At 61.5% G+C, this 22,780-nt stretch carries 25 protein-coding genes; 6 read left to right on the top strand and 19 right to left on the bottom strand.

What is annotated here, in order from left to right; translation table 11 throughout:
- Positions 1-127 precede the first annotated feature (127 nt).
- Together GGQ66_RS08745 and GGQ66_RS08740 are read left to right on the top strand one after the other, a co-directional pair.
- Positions 128-793, top strand: a complete 666-nt coding sequence (locus GGQ66_RS08745) for a response regulator (protein ID WP_183791529.1) — start codon at positions 128-130, stop codon at positions 791-793.
- Entirely contained in the window at positions 794-2,209 is a 1,416-nt protein-coding gene (locus GGQ66_RS08740; protein WP_183791527.1) for a sensor histidine kinase, read from the top strand.
- A 110-nt stretch (positions 2,210-2,319) separates the two neighbouring features.
- Here the strand turns inward: GGQ66_RS08740 and GGQ66_RS08735 are convergent, their stop codons facing one another.
- On the bottom strand, positions 2,320-2,523 hold the full coding sequence (locus GGQ66_RS08735) for a hypothetical protein (protein ID WP_183791525.1): 204 nt from the start codon (positions 2,521-2,523) through the stop codon (positions 2,320-2,322).
- A gap of 54 nt (positions 2,524-2,577) precedes the next feature.
- Between GGQ66_RS08735 and GGQ66_RS08730 the strand changes: the two genes are divergently transcribed.
- Positions 2,578-2,889, top strand: coding sequence for a helix-turn-helix transcriptional regulator (locus GGQ66_RS08730; RefSeq protein WP_183791523.1), 312 nt, complete (start codon positions 2,578-2,580; stop codon positions 2,887-2,889).
- 128 nt (positions 2,890-3,017) lie between these two features.
- On the opposite strand, the gene GGQ66_RS08725 is transcribed toward GGQ66_RS08730, so the two are convergent.
- Entirely contained in the window at positions 3,018-3,515 is a 498-nt protein-coding gene (locus GGQ66_RS08725) for a hypothetical protein (protein WP_183791521.1), read from the bottom strand.
- Between the two features lie 495 nt (positions 3,516-4,010).
- Between GGQ66_RS08725 and GGQ66_RS08720 the strand changes: the two genes are divergently transcribed.
- Entirely contained in the window at positions 4,011-5,081 is a 1,071-nt protein-coding gene (locus GGQ66_RS08720) for a nucleotidyltransferase family protein (RefSeq protein WP_183791519.1), read from the top strand.
- A 77-nt stretch (positions 5,082-5,158) separates the two neighbouring features.
- The gene (locus tag GGQ66_RS23270; RefSeq protein ID WP_272872528.1) at positions 5,159-5,293 is read left to right on the top strand and encodes a hypothetical protein; all 135 of its coding nucleotides are present in this window, start codon (positions 5,159-5,161) and stop codon (positions 5,291-5,293) included.
- Between the two features lie 96 nt (positions 5,294-5,389).
- Here the strand turns inward: GGQ66_RS23270 and repC are convergent, their stop codons facing one another.
- The 17 genes from repC to GGQ66_RS08640 all read right to left on the bottom strand — a co-directional run bounded on the left by repC (position 5,390) and on the right by GGQ66_RS08640 (position 22,142).
- Positions 5,390-6,616, bottom strand: coding sequence for a plasmid replication protein RepC (gene repC / locus GGQ66_RS08715; RefSeq protein WP_183791517.1), 1,227 nt, complete (start codon positions 6,614-6,616; stop codon positions 5,390-5,392).
- A gap of 151 nt (positions 6,617-6,767) precedes the next feature.
- The gene (gene repB, locus GGQ66_RS08710) at positions 6,768-7,751 is read right to left on the bottom strand and encodes a plasmid partitioning protein RepB (protein ID WP_183791515.1); all 984 of its coding nucleotides are present in this window, start codon (positions 7,749-7,751) and stop codon (positions 6,768-6,770) included.
- A 74-nt stretch (positions 7,752-7,825) separates the two neighbouring features.
- The gene (repA, locus tag GGQ66_RS08705) at positions 7,826-9,013 is read right to left on the bottom strand and encodes a plasmid partitioning protein RepA (protein ID WP_183791513.1); all 1,188 of its coding nucleotides are present in this window, start codon (positions 9,011-9,013) and stop codon (positions 7,826-7,828) included.
- Between the two features lie 137 nt (positions 9,014-9,150).
- Positions 9,151-10,095, bottom strand: coding sequence for a DeoR/GlpR family DNA-binding transcription regulator (locus tag GGQ66_RS08700; protein ID WP_183791506.1), 945 nt, complete (start codon positions 10,093-10,095; stop codon positions 9,151-9,153).
- Positions 10,096-10,174: 79 nt separating this feature from the next.
- A complete protein-coding gene (locus GGQ66_RS23090) occupies positions 10,175-10,693 on the bottom strand; it encodes an IS630 family transposase (RefSeq protein WP_237358845.1) in 519 nt (172 codons plus the stop codon).
- A 40-nt stretch (positions 10,694-10,733) separates the two neighbouring features.
- A complete protein-coding gene (locus GGQ66_RS23085; RefSeq protein WP_237358844.1) occupies positions 10,734-11,126 on the bottom strand; it encodes a transposase in 393 nt (130 codons plus the stop codon).
- Between the two features lie 79 nt (positions 11,127-11,205).
- Positions 11,206-11,454, bottom strand: coding sequence for a WGR domain-containing protein (locus GGQ66_RS08690; RefSeq protein ID WP_183791865.1), 249 nt, complete (start codon positions 11,452-11,454; stop codon positions 11,206-11,208).
- Positions 11,455-11,545: 91 nt separating this feature from the next.
- Positions 11,546-12,472: a carbohydrate kinase family protein gene (locus tag GGQ66_RS08685; RefSeq protein WP_183791503.1), complete on the bottom strand. Its 927-nt coding sequence runs from the start codon at positions 12,470-12,472 to the stop codon at positions 11,546-11,548.
- A 17-nt stretch (positions 12,473-12,489) separates the two neighbouring features.
- Positions 12,490-13,941 (bottom strand): xylulokinase, encoded by a 1,452-nt coding sequence (xylB, locus tag GGQ66_RS08680; RefSeq protein WP_183791501.1) that lies wholly within the window; start codon positions 13,939-13,941, stop codon positions 12,490-12,492.
- Between the two features lie 19 nt (positions 13,942-13,960).
- Entirely contained in the window at positions 13,961-15,427 is a 1,467-nt protein-coding gene (locus tag GGQ66_RS08675) for a mannitol dehydrogenase family protein (RefSeq protein WP_183791499.1), read from the bottom strand.
- 1 nt (position 15,428) lies between these two features.
- The gene (locus GGQ66_RS08670) at positions 15,429-16,205 is read right to left on the bottom strand and encodes an L-iditol 2-dehydrogenase (RefSeq protein ID WP_183791497.1); all 777 of its coding nucleotides are present in this window, start codon (positions 16,203-16,205) and stop codon (positions 15,429-15,431) included.
- Complete coding sequence (locus tag GGQ66_RS08665; protein ID WP_183791495.1) at positions 16,202-17,203, bottom strand: ABC transporter ATP-binding protein; 1,002 nt, start codon at positions 17,201-17,203, stop codon at positions 16,202-16,204. Before GGQ66_RS08665 ends, GGQ66_RS08670 begins: the two co-directional genes overlap by 4 nt.
- Positions 17,204-17,210: 7 nt before the next feature.
- Positions 17,211-18,041, bottom strand: a complete 831-nt coding sequence (locus GGQ66_RS08660; protein ID WP_183791493.1) for a carbohydrate ABC transporter permease — start codon at positions 18,039-18,041, stop codon at positions 17,211-17,213.
- Positions 18,042-18,044: 3 nt separating this feature from the next.
- Entirely contained in the window at positions 18,045-18,917 is an 873-nt protein-coding gene (locus tag GGQ66_RS08655; protein ID WP_183791491.1) for a carbohydrate ABC transporter permease, read from the bottom strand.
- 136 nt (positions 18,918-19,053) lie between these two features.
- On the bottom strand, positions 19,054-20,367 hold the full coding sequence (locus GGQ66_RS08650) for an ABC transporter substrate-binding protein (protein ID WP_183791489.1): 1,314 nt from the start codon (positions 20,365-20,367) through the stop codon (positions 19,054-19,056).
- Between the two features lie 123 nt (positions 20,368-20,490).
- Positions 20,491-21,450: a sugar-binding transcriptional regulator gene (locus GGQ66_RS08645; protein ID WP_183791487.1), complete on the bottom strand. Its 960-nt coding sequence runs from the start codon at positions 21,448-21,450 to the stop codon at positions 20,491-20,493.
- Between the two features lie 2 nt (positions 21,451-21,452).
- Positions 21,453-22,142, bottom strand: coding sequence for an HAD family hydrolase (locus GGQ66_RS08640; protein ID WP_183791485.1), 690 nt, complete (start codon positions 22,140-22,142; stop codon positions 21,453-21,455).
- Between the two features lie 167 nt (positions 22,143-22,309).
- Between GGQ66_RS08640 and GGQ66_RS08635 the strand changes: the two genes are divergently transcribed.
- On the top strand, positions 22,310-22,780 hold the full coding sequence (locus GGQ66_RS08635) for an SRPBCC family protein (protein WP_183791483.1): 471 nt from the start codon (positions 22,310-22,312) through the stop codon (positions 22,778-22,780).

Genomic DNA, 22,780 nt, shown 5'->3' with positions numbered 1-22,780 from the left:
CCAGCGCTTACATCGGATTTCCCGTCACCATCCTGTCAGCCAAGGGAGTGGCGCGAAATTGTCTTGTCGCGGACCCATCCTCCGTGCTTGATCTAGGCCGAAGCAAATTGTGACCAGGGAGGAAGGCATGCGGGTCCTCATTGTAGAGGATGACCCGTCGTTAGCGCGCGGGATCGTGGCGGCGCTTGCGGCCGCCGGCTATGCGGTTGATCGTGTCGACAATGGCCGCGACGGGCTCGCCGCAGCGCTCGAAGAAGACTATGCGCTCGTCGTGCTCGACCTCGGCTTGCCTGAAATGGACGGGCTCACGGTGCTGAAAGCGCTGCGGCAGGCCGGTTCGGCTACGCCCGTGATGATCCTGACCGCGCGCGATGCCATTCCCGACCGGGTCGCCGGGCTCGATGTGGGAGCCGATGACTATCTGACCAAGCCCTTCGCGCTCGAGGAATTCGAGGCCCGCGTGCGCTCGCTCGTCCGGCGCGGCCAGAACCAGGCCGGTCCGATGCTGACCTGCGGCGCGCTTTCCATCGACCGCAACTCCGGCACGGTAACGCTCGCCGGACGCCCGCTCTTCCTGCGTCCAAGGGAATATTCAGTTCTCGTTCTTCTTCTCGGCCGCGCCGGCCAGGTCGTGCAGAAGGAGCGGCTCGCCTCCGCGATTTCGAATTTCGACGATGCGCTCACGCCCAATGCCGTGGAACTGCATCTCGGCCGCCTGCGCAAGAAGCTTGAGCCGCATGGCCCCAATATTCGCACAATCCGCGGGGTCGGCTATATTCTCGAGGTCGAGTGAATGGATGCGAGCGCCACGCCGTCCATCCGTCGGCGCCTTCTGCAAAACATGGTTTTGCCGGTTGCAGTGCTGGCGATCGTCTTCGGCATCGGCGGCGCATTTCTCATCCATAGCGTCGTGAGCCTGACGCAGGATCGCCTTCTCGATGCGGCGCTTGTCTCTATCATCGACCGCGCGACCGCACGGGGTCCGGCGCATATCGACAACACAATCGCGCAGGGCGCCATCGAGATCCTGAGCGGCGAGGCAAATGATACATTTGCCTTCTGTATCTCCGACGGCGCCGGCTTTCAGCGTGGCGACCGGGAGCTCTGTGCACTGGACACGCGCCCCGCGCCGCTTGACCAGATCACGCATGTGCCAGCCGATCTGAATGACAACAAGGTGCGGATCGCGATGACGAGCCGCACCATCGAAGGCTTCGCACGTCCGCTCACATTCAGGATGGCGGAAACGCTGAACAGCAGGCTCAATATGGAAGCGCGGATGCTCGTCGTCCTCGTGTTTTTTGAAGCCGTTCTCCTGAGTGCTGCCGCCATTCTCTCCTATCTGGCCATTTTGCGCGGGCTTCTGCCGCTGACCGAAATCAGTCAGGAGCTTCTGGGAAGGGCGCCGCCGGGCGCCATCCCCTTTGCCCGTATCGATACCGCACGCGTGCCGGAAGAGGCCGTCGATCTTGTCTCGGCGATCAACACGCTGATGGAGCGGCTGGATGAAACGATTGCCGGCGTGCGCGATTTTACCGCCGATGCCTCACATCAGTTGCGCTCGCCGCTGGGCGGTATCAAGCTGCATCTCGAGCTTCTGGAGCGGCAGGCGGCGGGCCAGGACGATCTTCTGGCAACGCTCGGCGAGGCTCAGAGCGGCGTGACGCGCCTGCAACGCATGCTCCAGCAATTGATCGTGCTGGCGCGCGTCGATGCGAAGAGCGAGGTCGATGTCGATCAACGCGTCGATCTCGGCCGCCTTGCTGCCGACGTTCTGGCCGAACGTGCGCCCCGGGCTCTGAGCCGCAATGTCGATATCGTCCTCGATGCGCCGGACACCCCTGTTAACGTCGCGGGCAATCCGCTGCTTCTCGGGGAGGTCATCGCCAACCTTGTCGATAACGCGATTGCCCATAGTGACGAAGGCGGGTGCGTAACGGTGCGTGTGATGCCGGACGCGACGACGGGGACAATCGCGGTCGAGGATGAAGGACCGGGTATTCCCGAGGAGGAACGTAGCCGTGTCTTTCAACGCTTCTACCAGATCGCCCGTGGCGACGCGAAGCCGGGCTCGGGGCTTGGTCTTGCGATCGCGCGCCGTATCGCCGATCTCCATGGTGGCCTGATCAGTCTCGGCGACACCGCTTCGGGCCGCGGCTTGAGCGCCCGGCTCAGCCTGCGCCTCTTTCAACCGCAGCCGCAGGAATAGCGTCGTCCTGCGTTCAATCGCAAGACGATACATGTAAATTATTTCAATAAGATAGCGTGACGGCTAATATGGAATTCGCCGCCGGCCAAGCTTCATCGAAATGCCAAGTATCATGAAAGATATTGCCGCACCGGAAGACGGCAGGCGCCGGACATTGGACCGATAAATATCAAGCGTGTTGCCATCATCGGCCGGAACAGGCGCATTCGACCGTGCTGATTCCAGTCCTCTACATCTGCCTGAGTTGAACAGACTGACAACATCGCTACCCAGCAGCGAGTGGATTCATTATTGTCGTCAAACAGCGCCGCCATCCGCTCTATCCCGTTTCCGGGCGGGAAGGACGCCCGCCGCTGGTCATCCATATCGTGCCGCTGAAGCGCTCGGCGCAGGATATTTTCGCCAGCGCCGACCTTCTAATCGCCGCCACGGAAGCGGGAAGCCGTAACGTGGCCCCCGACCAGACGCTGCTTTGCGCCCTGTTCGACCTGACGCCCGCCGAAGCGCGCTTCGCTGCACATCTGGCCGCCGGTCATACCATCGCCGGAACCGCCGCCTTGCTCGGCATCACGCAAAAGACGGGCCGCACCTATCTCGAACGGATCTTCATCAAAACAGGACGTCACCGGCAGGCCGCGCTCATCGCGCTTCTAAAGGATATCGGGCGCACACCGGTGTAAACCGGGCGAGAGACGCAAGCCAGAAGACAGGCCCCGCCTGTGCGATTGCCGGATTTGGGCTCAGAGGGGCAACGTTTGCAAGACACTGAAAACGCCCAGGCCGATCAGCAGCACACCAATCACCGGCTCTATCCCCGCCCCCAGGCGCAAATGCGCTTTCGCAAAAAGCCGACTGCTGAAGCCGAGCGCCACGCACGAAAACCAGCAACCGGCGACCAGAAATACCGATAGGACGATTCCAGGCGCGGCAGCGCTGATCTGCGCGGCTCCGCCGCGGATATGTAAGTGATGATCAGATGGGCGGTATACGGGTTGACCAAGGCAACAAGCAGCGCCTGACAGAACCCGGTGCCCCTGCGCTGCAAATCGGAACCGGCGCCCGACGGCTTGCGAAAGCAGCCGACACTCATCCAGATCACGAACAACCCGTACAGGACGCCGACGCCTCTCGCATCGACCGGTGTGCGGGGCACATGAATGGCCGTGGCCATGTTTGGGCCGGGTGTTATGGCGATCAGCGCATATGTGGCGATGAAACTCGTAAGGATCATGACAACTGACAGGCTGTTGGCGATGCGCCGGCAGTGTGCAGTTGCCTGACATGCTTGACAGTGGTCAAATGCCACGGGTTCGGCATTTTCCGGCCAGATCCAGTATCTCAGAGTCGTGAAGCGGGCGCTTTTGAGCGGCCTATGACAGTATCACGTCCTGCACGGTCGTTTGATTGCATATGGCGACGCTTTCCCCTGACGATTCAAGCCATTCAACCCGATCCGCTCCGCTAAATGGGATCGTCTGCGTGCTTGCGAGCAAGCCGCAATCCGGCAATGTAAAAGACCTGCGCGAGCGCCTCCTCAAGCTCGGATTCGGTGTCATGGCCCCCTCGCCGCCGTCGAGGGAGACGACGGCAGAGCCCGGACGGTGATGATCTCCGACATGCCCGTCCTCCTTTGTGGATCAGTGCAGACCCGCCTTGCCACAGCGAGGTTGCCGGAGGGCGTTTATGTCATCAGGTCCGGCTGTTGCGCGGACATTGCGAGACCGTTATAAGGTTTTTTGCATTTCCTTATAACAGCGACTATAAGGGATTGGCGATTTCCTTATAACGGGACGGCCGACAGATGAAGCAAATCGACCTGGTGTATCGCACTGCGTTCGCGGAACTCGCGCAGCGGACGTTTGACGCCCAATTCGAAGCCGACTTTCCGCTCGATGGACGTTTTGTTTCGGTTCCCGTCAAGGATCGCAAATACTGGTATTTCGAATACCCGACAGACGAGGGCGACAAACGGCGTTATGTTGGGCCCGAAGCCGACGATGAGATCACGGCTCGGGTAAAGCGCCATAAGGAAATCAAGGATGACATACGGGAGCGGCGTCGGCTTGTCGGCATGCTCCTGCGGAGCGGCGGCATGGCCGCGCCTGATCGCTTTGCAGGAGATGTCACGAAAGCCCTTGCCGACGCCGGCCTCTTCCGTCTCCGGGCGGTCCTGATCGGTTCCGTTGCCTTCAGTTGCTATCCGGGCCTGCTTGGTGTCCGGCTTCCCAATACCGCGATGCAGACTGGTGACGCAGACTTCGCACAGGATTTCTCGATCTCGGCCGAGGTTGAGGACAGCCTGCCTCCGATCCTCGAGGTCCTGCGATCGGTCGACCCGACATTCCATGCAGTCCCCCATCAAGCCGACAGGGCAAAGGTGGTGGCGTTCGTGAACAACGTTTCCTACCGCGTGGAATTCCTGACAGGTAACCGGGGATCGGATGATTACACGGGCAAGCCCTCCCCTATGCCTGCCCTCGGTGGCGCATCGGCGGAAAACCTTCGGTTTCTGGACTATCTGATCTACGAGCCTGTCAGGACCGTGCTACTGCATCGTGAAGGCGTGAGCGTGAATATTCCCGCCCCCGAGCGGTATGCCATCCACAAACTCATCGTCGCATCCAGGCGCCGCACGGATGGCCTCGGGCGGGCAAAGAGAGACAAGGACCTCCTGCAGTCCTCGCTACTCTGTGAGTCGCTACAGGAGACGAAGCAAGGTTACATGCTGGCCGATGCCTATAAGGAGGCATGGGATCGCGGCCCGGCATGGCAGGAAGGCATACAGTTCGGCCTCAAAATGATGCCGGAAAGTGGCAAGGCGGCACTGGCAGCAGCAATCGGAGTGACGCCCGAGGAACTCGGTAAGGTATAGAAATATGACAATGGGTACCGGAACCCGTTCTCTCATCTCTTTTGCAGCCAGCGCATTTACTTATTGTGCCTTTGTCGATGGTTAACGTTCGCGGCGACTTCACACGTCACACCGGCGAAAGCGACCTGCTCGGCGATTTCGATTTCACCTTTTGCCACACATTGGTCTATAACCAGCGTCCCGAGAGCGTGCCGGATGCCGATGGGGTTTAAGGGTGACGGGCTCGAGGCAGGACTTCAGCCAGGAAACCGGCACGGCCCTCGTCCAACAGCATCGAACCAGTCTCGGGGTAATGTTTGGCACTCAAGTCAGCAAATCTTTCGCTCCGCCGGGGCATTTGTTCGCAACAGCGCCATCAGCATCGGACCAAGCGAAAACTCGCCCCGCTCCGCCCGGCGTGAAAGATCACGCAGATATCCACCCGGCGATTGGATATGCCCTGCCCTTTCGAGAATACAGGCGACTGCGGTTGCCGCATTTTCCGCCCCCATCGCCTCGCAGGCCTGCTGATAGGCAGACGGGCTGATCCCGAGGGTCGAACGCACGACGATCGCCGCCGTCATCAGGTCACGCCAGTTCGAAATGCGCCCCTCCGGCCCGTAATCGTGGATATCGGGGCAAGCCCTCAACACCATACCCAGCGGAAAGGCTTTGGGTTGTTGCCGTTCAGCTCCCCGCAACGCTGATGGTTGATCCCCTGCCCGCGCCTCCTCTTGCATTTCGAAGCAAGGTTCAAGTTCATGGGTGGATTGTGTATTTGAATTCTGTATGTGCTGACGGATTTCGTCATCATTGGTGTCGTATTTTGGGAAAATAACCTGACTTTCCAGCAAATTAACGACCTCGGCATGCAATAGCGCAAACGTATCGAGGACAGATTCGAGATTTTCGGTGGTTTTGGCGCGTGCAAGCGCTCCAACCGCCGCGATGTAATGGGCTTCAACGGTCATCCATTCGCCATCGGCCCCCTCTTCCATCGCCGCAGAAATCAACTTGCGAAGGTCGCGACGCAGAATGGTGATCTTTTCCTTGAGGATGCGCACACGCAAACGTTCAGCCGCAACCTGTTGGGCAAGCTGCGCCAGTTCCTCGGCCCGCGCCAGAAGCGGTGCGAGGCTGAACCCATAGGCGTCATTGATGCCGCCATCGGCTCCCTTGCGTGCATAGCGCTTGCCGTTCGGACTATCCTTGCGATGAATGAGCCCGGCCTTGACCAGATGCGCAAGGTTCTCCCGGAGCGTCGTGCCGGCTATGCCGTTCGCCCTGGCGCTAAGCTGCATGTTGGACGGAAAGACGACGAGATTGCCATCCGCTTCCAGGCGCGTGTCCGGATGAAACGTCAGGAGCGCGTTCAGCACAGCCAGCGCCCGGTCCTTGAGACCCAGCAAGGTTCGTGCGTCGCAGGCGTCCCTGAAAATCTTCCACTTGTCCGCTGACTTGCCCGAAGGCATCGCGGCGGTTTCCAATTGCCCCTTGACCAAGGCAAGCGTCATCGATCGCCGCCCAAAGGGCGTCGTCACATTCCCGGTCTGCATTTTTCTTCACCTTTCTTCAGGCAAAAGAAATCCGCTCACCAAATCGGTGCCAAAGACTCTTGACGGGGATTCCGGGAAATGCGATTCTCTAGTTGCTACACACGAGAAGGGCTTCCGGAACGGCAACGTTTTGGGGGCCTTTTCTTTTGCTTCAGTCTCCTTGTTGATTCGTCTGTTTGAACTCATCATAAAGGCGCTCGAGATTGGCGCTGATGAAACGGCCGAACTTCACGGCATCCTTCGATTTCAGCGCAATCGAATAGTTCTTTCCGGCCGCCTTGAATTCCGCAGCAACAGCCTTGTCTTCTGCCGTCCAGAGACCGGGGGCGGGGGCGCGACGGGCCGGCTTCCCGGCGTCCTTGATCGCTTTCAGCAACCGCTCAAAACGCGCCTCCGATAAAAGCGTGCTAAAATCTTCCTCGCCAATCACGGCCAGTGCCACGGCACGCGCAGACGGGTGTTCGATCCGCTGGGCGAGATCGAGCCACCGGTCGCGACCAATCCCCTTTGCGGCCCCAATCGCCTCGGTGACCGATGCGGGGATCCGCCCGCTGACGGACAGCATGCGGGTCAGCATCGGCGCATCCACCGTAAGCGCCTGCTGGATCGTACGGCGCTCGTGACCGAGGTCCGCCAGTCGCTGGGCGAAGCTGGCGCGCTCGATGAACGACAGGTTCTCGCGCGCCGAGTTTTCCTGACCCTGGGCAATCACATGGTCAATATCGGAGACGGCCTTGATGACGGCCCGCACCGGCCGTTCGAGCAACCGGGCGGCACGCACGCGGCGATGGCCGAACACGATCTGGTAACGGCCTTCGATCTTCGGATGCGGACGAACCAAAACCGGTGTGTCCTGCCCGCGCTCACGAATGGCCTCGACCAGAGCGTCGAACGCTTCGGGATCATCATCCATGCGGTCGGTCACGAAGGACGCATCGACGAGCGCCGGGTCGAGATCAACCACGGCCTCGCCCGTCATGGCCTGATCGGCAAGGGCTGCCTTCTCGGCCAGTTCGCTCAGCGAATTGATCATCGAGCGGGTCGCGCCACGGGTCGCGTAGCCGGCAATGGCCTTGCGTTCCGGCTGGGCGTTGGCCGGCGAGGTGAGATTGGCGAAAACGTCCTTACGCGCCATGACGTATTCCTCCGGAAGCCTTCAAAGGCCTGAATTTATTTGAAAAAGCCGCGATCTGTACGGCTGACAACGCCTTATCCATTGCGACGCCCCCACGCCATCTGCAAAAGCTCGGCTACTTCGGCGTTGACGGCATCAACGGCCTCGCGGGCACGATCATAGGTCGCGGCCGTGAATTGCGAGCGCTCCACCTCGTAAAGCGTCTGCTTGGTCAGGCCCGCATCCGAAACGGCGGTGGACTTCACCATATGGTTCTTCATCATCTGCTGCGCGAACATGGACTGCATGAAGCCGACCATCTGCTGCTGGGGAATATCCATCGGTTCGTAGCGGGTAATGAGATAGCGGAACCAGTCGAGGCTGACGGCGATGCCAGCCCCTTCGACGCTTTTCAGAATGTCCCCGAGCATCAACAGGAACTGCGACATGGACATGATGTCAAGCATCTGCGGATGAACGGTAATAAGCACCGAGGTTGCCGCCGTCAGCGCCGTCAAGGTCAGATAGCCAAGCTGGGGAGGGCAGTCGACGACGACGACGTCATACTGATCATCCACTTCCGCGAGCGCCGAGCCAATGCGGGTGTAGAACAACTTGCCTTCAGAACTATCCTTGCGCTGCATGGCAAGCGGCGTCTCGTATTCATATTCCTGCAATTCGAGATTGGCCGGAACCACGTCGAGGTTCGGAAAATTCGTTGGCTGGATGACAGCGGAGATCGGCTTGCGCTGATCGTCATAGCGCAGGGTTTCATAGAGCGACGGCTTCTCGTCCAGCTCCGGCTGAATGCCGTAGAGCGCCGTCAGCGATGCCTGCGGATCGAGATCGATGGCGAGAACGCGATAACCCTTGAGCGCAAGATATTGCGCCAGATGGGCGGAGGTGGTCGTCTTGCCCGAACCGCCCTTGAAGTTGACGACAGCAATCACCTGCAATTTTTCATCGCCGCGGCGATGCGGCACGCGGTCGAGCAGGGTGCGCAGTTCGTCCATCTGCGGGGCGGTATAGTAGCGACGCCCGGTGGAGGTCACGGCGGGCTCGACGCCCTTTCCGGAAAGGTGCAGCTTCTTCAGATAGCTTTGGGAGACGCCGACAAAATCCGCGACTTCGGCAAGCGAGAACTGACGCAGCGTCTTCTGGGCGTTCGGAGGGAACTTCTCGATGCGCAGCATGTCGAGCTTGGCCGAAATTTCGCCACCCTGTTCGAGGATGACGTCGGCAAAACTCACTACTGCCTCCGATACCGACCTTTTCACGTTCATGCCCGCCGATTTCCCTTGTCACGATAATTTCCGAAAAACGGATGAATTATCGGGAATGTGCGCCGATTCCCAAAAGCTGGCAAGGAAAATAGGGTTAACCGACCCTTAATGACGCCAGAGCGCGAGCGACAAAAACATCATGGATTAGAATCGCTTAGGGAATCCAGTTGCTTGCCCTGAAAAGGGGAAAACCGTCCACAGGAGGCTCTTTCACGCGTCTTCAGCCGCCAAAACGGGCCAGAGGTGTGGGAGCAGGGCAGGGGGCCTGCGAATCGCTCGGCGCGAGTCGGTCCGAGAGGGGAGGGGGGGCACCCCGGCAGGATGACCTCGACGCCGGCTGCCGCCAGTGCCCGCCCCATGGCTTCGGAGGGTGGTTTATCGGTCACGAGCGTATCGATGCGCGACAGCGGCGCGACTTCGAACACAGCACGCCGGTCGAACTTGGAGTGGTCTACCAGCACAGTGATGCGGTCTGCACGCTCGATCATGGCCTTGGCAACCTCCGCCTCCTGCAGGTCGAAGTCCATGACGCTTTGCGTATCCAGCGCACCAATGGTGAGAACGGCATGACGAACGCGGAACTTACCGATCTGTTCAAGCGCCAGCGGTCCCAGGCTTTCACCGGCATCCGCACCATAGGCACCGCCGATCAGGAACAGACTGTGGCTGGGATTGGCAGCCAGCGTGACGACAATGCGGGGCGCATTGGTCACCACCACCAGCCCGTCCAGGTCGGCAAGCGCTTCCGCCAGCGCCACCGTGGTGCTGCCAGTATCGATAAAGAGAGAATCGCCCGGCTGAAACAGGCGGCAGGCCGCGCGGGCAAGCTTGCGCTTGGCCTCGGCGTTCTGCGCCAGTCGCTGCGCGAAGGGGCCTTCCTTTTCCATGGTTCCGGCCGGCACCGTCATGGGGCGGACCCCACCGTGAAATTTGCGCAGCTTGCCGGCAGCATCGAGCTGGGTCAGATCCCTGCGGATCGTCTCGCGTGACATCTCAAGCGCATCGGCCAGCGCCTCAACGGTCATTTCACCCGTACGGCTCACCAGCGCGACGATGCGCTCCCGGCGTTCAAATGGCTGCACCTCGGTTTCCTTCCCGGCAATCGCCGCGACACTTCGGCCGCTGGCGAGAAGGAATCGCACACGCTAAAGCGTGTCGCATTTATTCAGCCTCATAATCTGCTGCTATGAAGAAGTTTCGGCATTCCGCGACAGAGAAGAGGCTTATGATATCGCCGAGCGCTTGTGTTATCGCATCGAAGCTGCGAGCGGCCCGTTTTCGCAGAAGCGCCTTGAGTTTTGAGAACGCCATCTCGATGGGGTTCAGGCCCGGCGAATAGGGCGGCAGGAATAGAAGCCACGCTCCCGTCTGCGTGACCAGTTGTTCGGCTCGCTCGCTTTTGTGGAAGCCGACATTGTCGAGGATGACGACGTCACCAGGCGACAGTGTCGGCGCAAGTTGCGTTTCGATCCATGTTTCGAAGATGCGGCTGTTCATAGGTGCATTGATGATCCATGGCGCAGTCAGGCCATGGGATCGCAGACCAGCAATGAAGGTCTGGGTTTTCCAGTGACCGAACGGGGCATAGGCGGCAAAACGGCTGCCTTTGGCAGACCATCCGGTGCGCTTTGTCAGGCGGGTATTCGTCGAAGTCCCATCGATAAAGATCAACCTCGACAAGGCCTTGTTGAAGAACGGCTTCCGGCGATTGATCCAGAGATCACGCGCCCTGGCGATCTCCGGTCTGCGCTGCTCGCTTGCCTTTAGGGTTTTTTTTATTGCTCAGCCCAAGCCGGTGTAGAAACCGGCCAACTGTCGCGCGATGGACTTCGATACCGCGTTCGGCGAGTTCGACACACAATTCGTCCAGGGTCACTTCGCCGTGGCGAGCCACGCGTTTGCGTATCCATTCACCATGGACAGAGAGCTTGCTGCCAGGCGGATGGCCTTGCCGGGCGGGGCTAAGAGAACCGGATGAACGGTGCAGGATCATCATCTTGTTGACGAACCGAGGCGAAACGCGGAAATGCCGAGCCGCTTCCCGGTTCGTGTTGCCTTCGTTCACAAACGCAACGACACGCTCACGCAACGCGATCGGATGCGGCTTGCCCATGGCGCTTCTCCTTCCATGGGCAAAGTGAATCATAGATCAGGCAAAACGGGAACCCGAATCCGGTTAGCTGCGACACGCTTTAGGCCGGAAGAACATAGCCCCGGGCCCGTTTGGAGCGCGCCAGCCGCGTGAAGGCGCTTACGGCTGCTTCTTGGTCCGCAAAGGTCTCGATCAGGTTCTGGCCGCGTGTGCCGATCCGGCCCCAATGGCGGATCAGCGTCACTTCGCCGAACAGCGTTGGCTGGAGTGTCAGCGTGTAGAAGCGCTTCATGTTGAGCGCGGGTTCAACGCGGCGTAGCGAAAGGGGAGGGGGCGTGTCGTCGGGCATGGACACAGAGTCGGAAAAATCATCCGCCCCGTCCAACGACTAATGTGAATCGGTCGGGCCCGACCGATTCACCGCGCTGATGAAAGAAGGATCAGAGTTCGGCTGCCCAGGGTGGGTTGGCGCCGGCACGCGAGACCGTCACGGCGGCCACCCTGGCGCCGAAGGCAAGGGCCGCCTCCAGTTCGCCGGCGGAAAGGCCGGCAATGGTTGCCTTGGTCAGAAGGCCCTGCTGGGAAAGGCTGGCCAGCACGCCGGCGTTGAACGTATCGCCCGCACCGACCGTATCGACCACCGTCACCTTCTGCGCGGTAACGCTGACCTCTTCGCCCGCACCGAAGAAGGCCGTTGCGCCTTCGCCGCCGCGCGTGACGATGATGACCGAGGGACCGGCAAGCCGAAGCTTCGCCGCCTTTTCCGCCAGCGTCTCGCTGCCGGGGAAAATCCAGTGCAAGTCGTCGTCGGACACTTTCACGATGTCGGAGAGCGCCAGCATCCGGGAGAGCCGGTCGCGGTAGCGCGCTTCGTCGCGGATAAAACCGGGACGGATGTTCGGATCGAGCATCACGGCCCGCTTGCTGCCCTCGCGAGCCAGAAGCGCGGCATAGGTTTCCGCGCCCGGCTCAACCGCAAGGCTGATGCCGCCGAAATAAAGCGCTTTGACCTGATCGGAAAGCACCGGCAGATCGTCGGGCATGATCATCCGACCGGCAGAATTTTCGTCGTAGAAGGTGTAGGTGGCGTGGCCGTTCGTCAGTCGCACGAAGGCCATCGTGGTCGGGCGATCCGAAAGAATGACGCTACCGGTATCCACCCGGCTTTCCACCAGCGCCGCCTGAAGCTGCTGGCCGAACAGATCGGTCGAAAGGCCCGACAGCATGCCCGGATTCAGGCCGAGCCGGCCAAGGGCAATCGCCGTGTTGAACACCGCGCCGCCGGCATGGGGCACATAGCCGTCCCTGCCGGAAATCGTCGCCATGGGGATCATGTCGATCAGCGCTTCACCGCAGCAGAGAATCATGGTTCGAACCTCGTTGGTCACTGGATCTTGCGGATCGCCGGATAGGCGTCCCTGAACTTGCCATACGCATCATCGAAAGCGCCTGCAAGCGCTTTGACGGGGGAAATCTCCGTTCCGGCCTCCGGCGCCAGCATTACCGTTTCCGGCGCGCGTCCGGTAGCCGCGACAAGGCCGAGCCGCGCGGCCCCAAGCGCTGCACCGAACTCGCCGGCCTTCGGCAGAACGAGCGTCACGCCGAGCGCGGTGGCAATGAGTTCCACCCAGTAGCGGGATGCCGCCCCGCCGCCGATGGCAAACAGCCGGTCAAGCCGCGCGCCCGTGGCCCGCAGTGCCTCAGCACTGTCACGCAGGCCAAAGGCAACACCTTCCAGCACCGCTCGTGTCAGATCCTCCACCGCGGTTTCCGCGCCAAGGCCGGTGAAGCTGCCGCGAATCTCCGCGTCATTATGCGGCGTTCTCTCGCCGGAAAGATAGGGCAGGAAGCGCACGCGGCCCGGCGGATGCAGAGTGTCACCCAGCGCCTTCGTCAGTTCGGAGGGCTTGCGCCCGGTCATGCGTGACAGCCAGTTCAGGCTGTCGGTTGCCGAGAGCATCACACCCATCTGGTACCAGCGGTCGGGAACCGCGTGGCAGAAGGTGTGCAGCGCCGTTTCCGGCGCGGGGCGATAGCCATCACGGGCAGCGAGCAGCACACCGGAGGTGCCCAGGGAAACAAAGCCCTGACTTTCGGAAAGGGCGCCGATGCCGCAGGCCGCCGCCGCATTGTCGCCCGCACCGCCGGCAACGGTTACATCCGCGCCGACACCCCAGCGCACCGCATGGTCCGCCTTCAGTGTTCCCGCCTTCTGCGATCCCTCGACCAGCGCCGGCATCTGTTCGGCCCGCATGCGGCCGGCTTCCAGCAGTTCACGGGACCAGCACCGCGCGCCGACATCAAGCCAGGATGTGCCGGCGCTGTCGGACATATCGGCCACGTAAGCACCGGTCAGGTAGAAGTTCAGATAGGCGGCGGGCAGCAGCACCTTGGCCACCCGCGCATAATTGTCCGGTTCATGCGCCCGCACCCATTCAAGCTTCGGCGCCGTGAAGCCGGGAAAGACGATGTTGCCAGAAAGCGCCCGCACGCCGGGCGCAGCATCGAGGCGGGCCGCCTCGGCATGGCTGCGGGTGTCGTTCCAGAGAATGCAGGGGCGGATCACCTTACCCGCCGCATCCAGAAGTATCGCGCCATGCATATGCCCGGCAACGCCGATGCCCTTCAGCCCCGCAAATTGCGGATGCAGTGCCTTCAGCGCCGCAACCGCCGCCTCCAGCGCTGCAATCCATGCCGCCGGGTCCTGCTCCGACCAACCGGAATGGGAATGCGACACCGCATAATGGCTTTCGGCCGACCCGATGGTTTCACCATCCTTACCGATCAGCAGGGCTCGCAGACCCGACGTGCCGAGATCTATGCCGAGATAGGACATGCAGGCGCTCCGCTCCGGGTCAGGCTGCGAGATAGGCGTCGATGGCCGCTTCCATACCCCTGGCATGGATCAGCGACAGCCACTTCGCGAAGGCATCGGCAAAGCGCGGCTGATCGGCAAGATCGCCGTAAAGCGTGCGCATTTCCAGCCATGCCCGCGGATTTACTTTTGCGGCCACCGCCACTTCTGTGAGATCGGCCCAGAACGGGTCGTTTGGCTCTACGACGGAACCATCCTCGCGCACGCCCAGGCAATAGCGCGCCCAGGCGGCCGATACGAGCGCCAGCCCTTCCACGGGGGTCCCGGCCTTCAATCCGTCGCGGATCGAGGGCACGATGAAACCGGGGTGACGGCTCGACCCGTCGAAGGCCACGCGCCGCGTCGTATCGACGATAGCCGTGTTGGAGAAGCGCCGGTCGATGAGCTTCACATAATCACCCGGCGTATAGCCCGGAACCGGCTTCACATGCGGCACGATCTCCTCAAGCTCGACCTTGCGGAACAGCGCGCGGATCTTCGGGTGCTCCATGCAGCCGGAAATCGTCTCGACGCCCAGCACCTCGCCGACATCCGAAATCACCTGATGACCGCCGTTCAGAATGCGGATCTTCATCACCTCGAAATCGTGGACCTGATCGGAGAAGGTCGCGCCCGCTCTGTCCCAATCCGGACGGCCGGCGCAGAAATTGTCCTCGATCACCCATTGCCGGAAGTTCTCGTGCGTCACCGGGGCGGCATCGTCGATGCCCAGCGCCTGCACCAGCGCCAGTTCCTTTGGCCCCGTGGCCGGCACGATGCAGTCCACCATCGAGTTCGGGAAGGTGCAATGTTCATCGATCCATGCGGCCAGAGCGGGATCGGAAAGCCGCGCCAGCGAAACCACGGTCTGGTGCAGGATGTGGCCGTTACCCTGAAGGTTGTCGCAGCACAGGCCGGTGAAGGGACCGACGCCCCGATCCCGGCGCAGCTTCAAGGCCGCGACGATGGCGCCAAAGGCGGTGCGCGGTGTCTCGGGATTGGCGGCATCGTGCACGATGTCGGGGTGATCGACGGCAAAGCCCTTGGTGGCGGGATCGATGTAGTAGCCGCCTTCGGTTACCGTCAGCGCCACGATGCGGATGGCGGGATCGGCCATCTGCTCGATCAGCGGCCCGTTGCCCTCGACGATCGGCACATAGTCGATCATCGAGCCCGTCACCTCCGCCGACTTGCCGGAGGGATCGAGTTCGATCAGCGTCGTCAGGTAATCCTGCGCCTTCAGCTTCAATCGCTGTGCCTCGTCAAAGGCGCGCACGCCCGCGCCAATGATCGCCCAGTCCTGCGCCAGCCCCATTTCCATCAGCCGGTGCAGATACCAGGCCTGATGGGCACGGTGAAAATTGCCAAGACCGATGTGAACGATGCCGGGCGTGAGACGGGACCGGTCGTAGCCCGGTACCTTGATGGAGGAGGGGAGGGCGGAAAGCGTTGCGTTCGAGAGTTTCATGTCAGCTCATCCAGTTCCCGCCATCGACATTATATGTCTGGGCGACGATGTAATCGGCTTCCGGCGAGGCGAGGAAGATCGCCATACCCGTCAGATCTTCCGCCCGGCCCATGCGCCCGAAGGGCACGGCTTCGCCGACTTCCTTCTTTTTCTGGCCGGGCGCTTTGTTCTCGTATTTCGCAAAGAAGGCATCCACGCCGTCCCAGTGTTCGCCGTCCACCACGCCGGGCGCGATGGCGTTGACGTTGATACCGTGCTGGATGAGGTTCAGCCCGGCTGACTGGGTGAGGCTGATGACCGCCGCCTTCGAGGCGCAATAGACCGCGACCAGCGCTTCGCCGCGCCGTCCGGCCTGCGAAGCCATGTTGATGATCTTGCCGCCACCGCCGCGCGCGACCATGTGGCGCGCCACCGCCTGCATGGTGAACAGCACGCCGGAGACGTTGATGGCAAAGACACGGTCGAAATCCGCACGTTCGATTTCGACCAGCGGGGCGGCGGTGAACAGCGCCGCATTGTTCACCAGAATGTCGATCCGCCCCAACCGCTCGACCGTCTCGGCAACGGCCCGGTCGATACTGTCCTGCTTCGTCACGTCCATTTCAACGGCAATGGCATTGCCGCCGATTTCCACGGCTGCGGCCCGAGCGCGATCACTATTGATATCAGCGATCGCAACCCTTGCACCTTCAGCTACATAAGCCTTTGCGAAGGAAAAGCCGATGCCGCGCGCGGCACCTGTGATGAGCGCGCATTTTCCCTGAAGACGCCCGCTCATCGGATGGCCATCCCGTCCTTGTCGAAGCGATGGATATTCGCCTCGCCCGGCGTCAGCCAAACGGTATCGCCATGATGAACGGAGACTTCACCGGAGGTACGAACATTCAAGGTGCCGATGCCCTCGACATTCACATAGCAGAACGTATCGGAGCCGAGATGCTCGGAAAGGCCGACCGTGCCCTTCCATAGTCCACTATCTTTCGACAGCGCGATATGTTCAGGGCGAACGCCGATGGCATGGACACCCCGCTTTGCAGCCTCGGCTCCCTCGATGAAATTCATCTTGGGGCTGCCGATGAAGCCGGCGACGAAACGGTTGCGCGGGTTGCGGTAAAGTTCCAGCGGCGAACCGACCTGCTCAATATTGCCGGCCTGCAACACGACGATCTTGTCGGCCATGGTCATGGCTTCCACCTGGTCGTGGGTCACATAGATCATCGTGGTCTTGAGGCTCTGGTGCAGTTCGGAGATTTCGAGCCGCATGTTGACGCGCAGCGCCGCATCGAGGTTCGACAGCGGCTCATCGAACAGGAAGGCCGAGGGTTCGCGCACAATGGCGCGGCCGATGGCGACGCGCTGGCGCTGGCCGCCGGAAAGCTGGCCGGGACGGCGGTCGAGATATTGCGTGAGGTTCAGCACATTGGCCGCGCCTTCGACACGCCGGTCGATCTCCGCCTTGTCCATGCCCGCCATCTTCAGCGGAAAGGCGATGTTCTTGCGCACCGACATATGCGGATAAAGCGCGTAGGACTGGAACACCATGGCAAGGCCGCGCTTGGCGGGCGGCGTCTCGGTCACGTCGTTTCCGTCGATGCGGATGGCGCCGGAGGTCGTGTCCTCCAGCCCCGCGATGAGACGCAGCAGCGTGGACTTGCCGCAACCGGAGGGGCCGACAAAGACGACGAACTCGCCGTCATTGATGGTCAGGTCGATGGACGGAATGACCTCGACATTGCCGTAAAGCTTGTGAACTTTCTCGAGAACGATGCTTCCCATGATTTCCTCACTTCACCGCGCCGAAGGTCAGGCCGCGGACGAGTTGTTTCTGGCTGAACCAGCCCATGATCAGGATCGGAGCGATCGCCATGGTGGAAGCAGCGCTGAGTTTGGCGTAGAACAGGCCCTCGGGGCTTGAATAGCTGGCTATGAATGCCGTGAGCGGCGCGGCGTTGGCTGCCGTCAGGTTCAGTGTCCAGAAGGCTTCGTTCCAGGCCAGGATGATGTTGAGCAGCAGGGTCGAGGCGATGCCCGGCACCGCCATCGGCGTCAGCACGTAAAGGATTTCCGCTTTCAGCGTTGCACCGTCCATACGGGCGGCTTCAAGGATTTCGCCCGGAATTTCACGGAAATAGGTGTAGAGCATCCAGATGATGATCGGCAGGTTGATCAGCGTCAGCACGATGACCAGACCGATGCGCGTATCGAGCAGCCCTATATCCCGGAAGATGAGATAAAGCGGCACGAGCACGCCGACCGGCGGCAGCATCTTGGTGGAAAGCATCCACATCAGCAGATCCTTGGTGCGCTTGCCGGGCACGAAGGCCATGGCCCAGGCGGCGGGCACGGCGATCAGCAGACCGATGAGCGTGGAGCCGACCGAGATCACCACCGAATTCATGAAGTGGTTGAAGTAGTCGGAGCGCTCCTGCACCGTCACGTAGTTTTCCAGCGTCCAGTTGAAGAACAGGAACACCGGCGGATCGGCGATGGCGTCGGCCTCGCTCTTGAAGCTGGTGATCACCGTCCACAGGATGGGGAAGAAGATCGCGATCCCCACCGCCCAGGCGGCGATGGTAACGATGACCTTGTTTCGGGTCTTGACTTGGCGTGCCATGGATCAGGCCTCCAGATTCTTGCCGATCATCCGCATCAGGAAGATCGCGACGATGTTGGCAAGCACGATGGCAACGACACCGCCCGCCGATCCCCCGCCGACATCGAACTGAAGCAGCGATTGCGCGTAGATCAGATAGGTCAGGTTGGTGGAGGCCGTGCCGGGTCCGCCATTGGTGGTGACGAGAATTTCCGCGAAGACCGACAGCAGGAAGATCGTCTGGATGAGGATGACGACCGTAATGGCGCGGGCGAGATGCGGCAGCATGATGTGGAAGAAGCGCGACAGCGGCCCGGCCCCGTCCATTTCGGCGGCTTCGAGCTGTTCCTGATCGAGCGATTGCAGCGCGGTCAGCAGGATGAGCGTCGCAAAGGGCAGCCATTGCCAGCTCACGATACCGATGATGGAGGCCAGCGGCGCCTGTGCGAAAAAGTCGTAGGGTTGCAACCCGAGCGCCTTGGCGGCGTGGGCGAACAGCCCGTTCACCGGGTTGAGAAACATGTTCTTCCACACCAGCGCCGAAACGGTGGGCATGACGAAGAACGGCGCGATGACGAGAATGCGCACGACGCCCTGCCCGAAGAAGGGCTGGTCGAGCAGAAGCGCCAGCATAACGCCGCCGATGATGGTCACGAGCAGCACGCCCCCGACAAGCAGCAGCGTATTGGTCAAGGCATCGAAGAAGGCGGGGTCGGTGAGGAAATACTGATAGTTGGCAAGGCCCGTCCATTCCTCCATGCCGGGCATCAGCAAGTTGTAGCGTTGGAAGGAGAAATAGAGGGTCATCGCAAGCGGGACGATCATCCAGCCCAGAAGCAGCAGCACTGCGGGCGAGATCATGAGCCTGGCTGCGGCGCGGGAATGCTTCGTGGCCATGGTTCCCTCGATCATAAGGGGCAGCGCCGGGACGGTTCGCCCGACAGGAACTGCGATTTCGTGAAACAAGCGGCCATTGACCGCAAAGGAAAGCGCCGGCGCCCGAGAGGGAGCGCCGGCAAAGGGCGAAACCCGGTTACTTGATGTAACCGGCCTTCGTCATTTCGCGCACGGTCAGTGCCTGCGCGTTTTCGAGCGCCTTTTCAGCCGTGATCTGCCCGGCAAGAGCCGCCGAGAACTGCTGGCCGACAGCCGTGCCGAGACCCTGGAATTCCGGAATGGCCACGAACTGGACGCCGACATAGGGAACCGGATCGACCGTCGGATGGGTCGGATCGGCCGCGTTGATCGAGTCCAGTGTCATCTTGGCGAAGGGCACCTTGGCATATTCCGGGTTCTCGTAAAGCGAGGTGCGCGTGCCCGGAGGAACGTTGGCCCAGCCTTCCTTGGAAGCGACCAGCGCAAGGTATTCCTTGGAGGTTGCCCATTCCACGAAGGTCTTGGCAGCTTCCACCTTCTTCGTGCCGGCGGGAATGCCGAGGTTCCAGGCCCACAGCCAGTTGCCGCGCTTGCCAAGGCCCTTGTCCGGGGCGAGCGCGAAGCCCACCTTGTCGGCCACCTTGGAATCCTTCGGGTTGGTCACGAAGGATGCCGCCACCGTGGCGTCGATCCACATGCCGCACTTGCCGGACTGGAAGAGAGCGAGGTTTTCGTTGAAGCCATTGGCCGATGCACCGGGCGGGCCGTACTTGTTCATCAGGTCGAGGTAGTCCGTCAGCGTCTGTTTCCAGGCTGCGCCATCGAACTGCGGCTTCCACTTTTCATCGAACCAGCGGGCGCCGTAGGAATTGGACATGGCGGTCAGGAAGGCCATGTTCTCGCCCCAGCCGGCCTTGCCGCGCAGGCAGATGCCGTACTGTTCCTTGCTCTTGTCCGTCATCTTCTCGGCAGCCTGCTTGATGAAGTCCCAAGTGGGCGCAGCCGGCATATCGAGACCGGCGGCCTTCATCAGATCGGTGCGATACATCACCATCGAGGACTCGCCGTAGAACGGCGCGGCGTAAAGCTTGCCTTCGGTCGTCAGGCCGTTGCGGATGGCGGGCAGAATGTCGTTGGCGTCATAGCTTGCCGGCAGGTCGTTGAGGTCGGCCAGCCAGCCACGCTTGGCCCAGATCGGAACTTCATAGGTACCGATGGTCATGACGTCGAACTGGCCGCCCTTGGTGGCGATGTCCTGCGTCACGCGCTGTCGCAGCACGTTTTCCTCAAGCGTCACCCACTGCACCTTGATGTCCGGATGCTTCTGATTGAAGTCCGCCATCAGGCCCTGCATGCGGATCATGTCGCCGTTGTTGACGGTCGCGACGGTGATCGTGGTTTCGGCGAAGGCAGCGGTGGAAAGCGCAGACAAGGCGCACGCACCCAGCAGGGCACGGTAAATGGTTTTCATTGTTTCTCCTCCCAGAGACGTGAGCATTTGCTCACTGCACGAATAATTATTCACATTAGAGCGCGCGAATTGTCAAGCACCCTTTTCACACTCTCCCGTGAACTGGAGCTGAAAGCGCTTTGGTCAAGACTTCAGGAGGGTTTTCGCCGTTGTTTCGTCGGTAATCAGCCCCGACATCAGTTTTCCGGCCAGCGCCGCGCGCAACGGCACCACCTTCGAGGCACCGGCGGCGATGCATAGCACCGACATATGGCCGGTCGGCACCCGCACACCGACAATGCGGCTGTTGATCGGGTGATCGAGATAGACGCCGTTGCTGTCGAAGATGTTGCCCAGCATTTCACCGACGGCGCCGGCGGCCTCAAGTTCAGCCTGCTCAGCCGGGGAAATGAAGCCATCGACCAGAAGCGGGGCGTCGCGACCCATCTGCCCGATGCCGACGATGGCGATATCGGCGGCGGCGGCCAGAACACGGGTGGCCTGCACATGCGGCAGGCTGCGGAACAGTTCCAGTTCCTCGGGCGAGCGGGCAACGACGGGGATCGACATCTGGTAGTGCGGCGCGGTGGTCTTTTCCGCCAGTCGCATGATGACCTCATAGAACGAGGCGGAGCCATCCGGCGCGACGTTGCCGATCAGCGAAACCAGCTTGTGATGCGAACCATCGATGGACTGCATGTGCTCCACCACGCCACGCAGCGTTCGCCCGGTGCCGACCGCAATCGACCGGCTTTTTTCACCGAGGAAAATGCGTTCGATAACCGGCGCGGCAAAGGGTGCGAGCCCGCCAAGCGGGTCGCCACCCGTACCGACATCCGGCGAAACCCAGGCCGATTCCAGCCCGAAGCGGGCTTTCAGCGCCCGTTCCAGCTCCAGACACACGGCAATGGGATGGGCGATGCGCACCCGGATCAGCCCTTCGGCCTGGGCGCGCGCCACGAGGCGCTGCACCCTTTGGCGCGAGATGCCGAGATCGGCGGCGATCTGGTCCTGCGTCAGCCCGCCGACGAAGGACAGCCACGCGGCACGCGCCGCAAGGTCGCGAGGGGAGGCTTCGTTCTCGGGTTCCGTCGGTTTCGCCATGCTTATTCGCCAATATTCGCTGTCTGCTTCTGAAGCTCCGGCGCCAGTTCGAAAAAGCGCGCGAAGGACGTGAGAATGCGATGGGCGGCCGCACCGGGCGCGCCGGGGATTTCAAGCCCGGCCAGATGACTGCCGCCGGTAAAACGCCACACCTGCATGCCCGCGGCAAGGCCGCCTTCGATGCCCGGCTCGGAATCCTCGATGACAAGGCAACGTTCCGGCGCCACGTCGAACTTGGCGGCGGCATGAAGGAAAATATCCGGCGCCGGCTTGCCGCGCGTCACTTCGGAGGCCGTCGTCGTGCGCCCGGCAAAGAGATCGTCGAGGCCTGTAATATCAAGCGAATGGCGAAGCCGCTCGGGGCTGGAGCTGGTCGCAAGGCCATAGGGCACGGCCAGTTGCCCGATCACGCCGCGCACATGCGGCATGACCTGAAGACCGGTGCGGAACGCCTCGATCAGCCGGGCGCGGTATTGCCCCTCGAACCCTTCGGGCAGCGCAATGCCGAAATCCGCCTTGATGCGCTCCACGGCGATCCGGTAGCTGCGCCCGAGAAAATGCGTCGCCACATAGGCCGCATCGATGGAGACGCCCACCTTTTCCAGTTCGCCCACCAGCGTTCGGGTGGCGATAACCTCGCTGTCCACCAGAACGCCGTCGCAATCGAAGATCACCAGATCGATGCCGCGCAACGCCAATCCTCCCTTGTTTGCCCTGCGTTACCGTTGGTAGCCGAAAGGCGTGACGCATTCCATCGTAAAGAAGGGCCATCGAAAATCTTGTGCCGCAACCCTTGCCGAATGGAGCGGCAGCCCCAACTTGCTCTGTTGGAGTATCCTCACACAGAAGGACAGGCCGGATGACGACATCATCCCCCGCCCATGAACTGTCGCTGACCCGTGTCATCGCGGCGCCTGCGGCCAAACTCTATCGCGCCTGGACCGAGCCGGATCTGCTCAAGATATGGTTCTGCCCGGTGCCCTGGCGTGTCTCCCATGCCGAACTCGACCTGCGCCCCGGCGGGCGCAATGTTGTGGTCATGAACGGCCCGAACGGCGAGGAAATGCCGAGTGCCGGCGTCTATCTCGAGGTCATGCCCGGCCGCAAACTGGTCTTCACCGACGCTTATACCGAGGGATGGGTGCCCACAGAAAACCCGTTCATGACCGGCATCGTCACCTTCGACGATCTGGGCGACGGCAGCACGCTTTATGTGGCCCGCGCCCTGCACTGGACAGCCGAGAACAAGCGCGTGCATGAGGAAATGGGCTTCCACGAAGGCTGGGGCAAGGCCACCGACCAGCTTGAAGCGCTGGTCGCCACGCTCTGA

Source organism: Allorhizobium borbori, assembly GCF_014196535.1.
Classification (GTDB): Bacteria; Pseudomonadota; Alphaproteobacteria; order Rhizobiales; family Rhizobiaceae; genus Ectorhizobium; species Ectorhizobium borbori.
Note: the sequence above shows the minus strand (reverse complement) of the source record. Positions and strands in the feature narration are given on the sequence as shown.

Bases quoted from the DNA above. Each gene is read 5' to 3' on its own strand.
- GGQ66_RS08745 (WP_183791529.1), top strand. From the start codon at position 128: ATGCGGGTCCTCATTGTAGAGGATGACCCGTCGTTAGCGCGCGGGATC.
- GGQ66_RS08740 (WP_183791527.1), top strand. From the start codon at position 794: ATGGATGCGAGCGCCACGCCGTCCATCCGTCGGCGCCTTCTGCAAAAC.
- GGQ66_RS08735 (WP_183791525.1), bottom strand. From the start codon at position 2,523: ATGGCGGCGCTGTTTGACGACAATAATGAATCCACTCGCTGCTGGGTA.
- GGQ66_RS08720 (WP_183791519.1), top strand. From the start codon at position 4,011: ATGAAGCAAATCGACCTGGTGTATCGCACTGCGTTCGCGGAACTCGCG.
- GGQ66_RS23270 (WP_272872528.1), top strand. From the start codon at position 5,159: ATGGTTAACGTTCGCGGCGACTTCACACGTCACACCGGCGAAAGCGAC.
- repC (WP_183791517.1), bottom strand. From the start codon at position 6,616: ATGCAGACCGGGAATGTGACGACGCCCTTTGGGCGGCGATCGATGACG.
- repB (WP_183791515.1), bottom strand. From the start codon at position 7,751: ATGGCGCGTAAGGACGTTTTCGCCAATCTCACCTCGCCGGCCAACGCC.
- repA (WP_183791513.1), bottom strand. From the start codon at position 9,013: ATGAACGTGAAAAGGTCGGTATCGGAGGCAGTAGTGAGTTTTGCCGAC.
- GGQ66_RS23085 (WP_237358844.1), bottom strand. From the start codon at position 11,126: ATGGGCAAGCCGCATCCGATCGCGTTGCGTGAGCGTGTCGTTGCGTTT.
- GGQ66_RS08690 (WP_183791865.1), bottom strand. From the start codon at position 11,454: ATGCCCGACGACACGCCCCCTCCCCTTTCGCTACGCCGCGTTGAACCC.
- GGQ66_RS08685 (WP_183791503.1), bottom strand. From the start codon at position 12,472: ATGATTCTCTGCTGCGGTGAAGCGCTGATCGACATGATCCCCATGGCG.
- xylB (WP_183791501.1), bottom strand. From the start codon at position 13,941: ATGTCCTATCTCGGCATAGATCTCGGCACGTCGGGTCTGCGAGCCCTG.
- GGQ66_RS08675 (WP_183791499.1), bottom strand. From the start codon at position 15,427: ATGAAACTCTCGAACGCAACGCTTTCCGCCCTCCCCTCCTCCATCAAG.
- GGQ66_RS08670 (WP_183791497.1), bottom strand. From the start codon at position 16,205: ATGAGCGGGCGTCTTCAGGGAAAATGCGCGCTCATCACAGGTGCCGCG.
- GGQ66_RS08665 (WP_183791495.1), bottom strand. From the start codon at position 17,203: ATGGGAAGCATCGTTCTCGAGAAAGTTCACAAGCTTTACGGCAATGTC.
- GGQ66_RS08660 (WP_183791493.1), bottom strand. From the start codon at position 18,041: ATGGCACGCCAAGTCAAGACCCGAAACAAGGTCATCGTTACCATCGCC.
- GGQ66_RS08655 (WP_183791491.1), bottom strand. From the start codon at position 18,917: ATGGCCACGAAGCATTCCCGCGCCGCAGCCAGGCTCATGATCTCGCCC.
- GGQ66_RS08650 (WP_183791489.1), bottom strand. From the start codon at position 20,367: ATGAAAACCATTTACCGTGCCCTGCTGGGTGCGTGCGCCTTGTCTGCG.
- GGQ66_RS08645 (WP_183791487.1), bottom strand. From the start codon at position 21,450: ATGGCGAAACCGACGGAACCCGAGAACGAAGCCTCCCCTCGCGACCTT.
- GGQ66_RS08635 (WP_183791483.1), top strand. From the start codon at position 22,310: ATGACGACATCATCCCCCGCCCATGAACTGTCGCTGACCCGTGTCATC.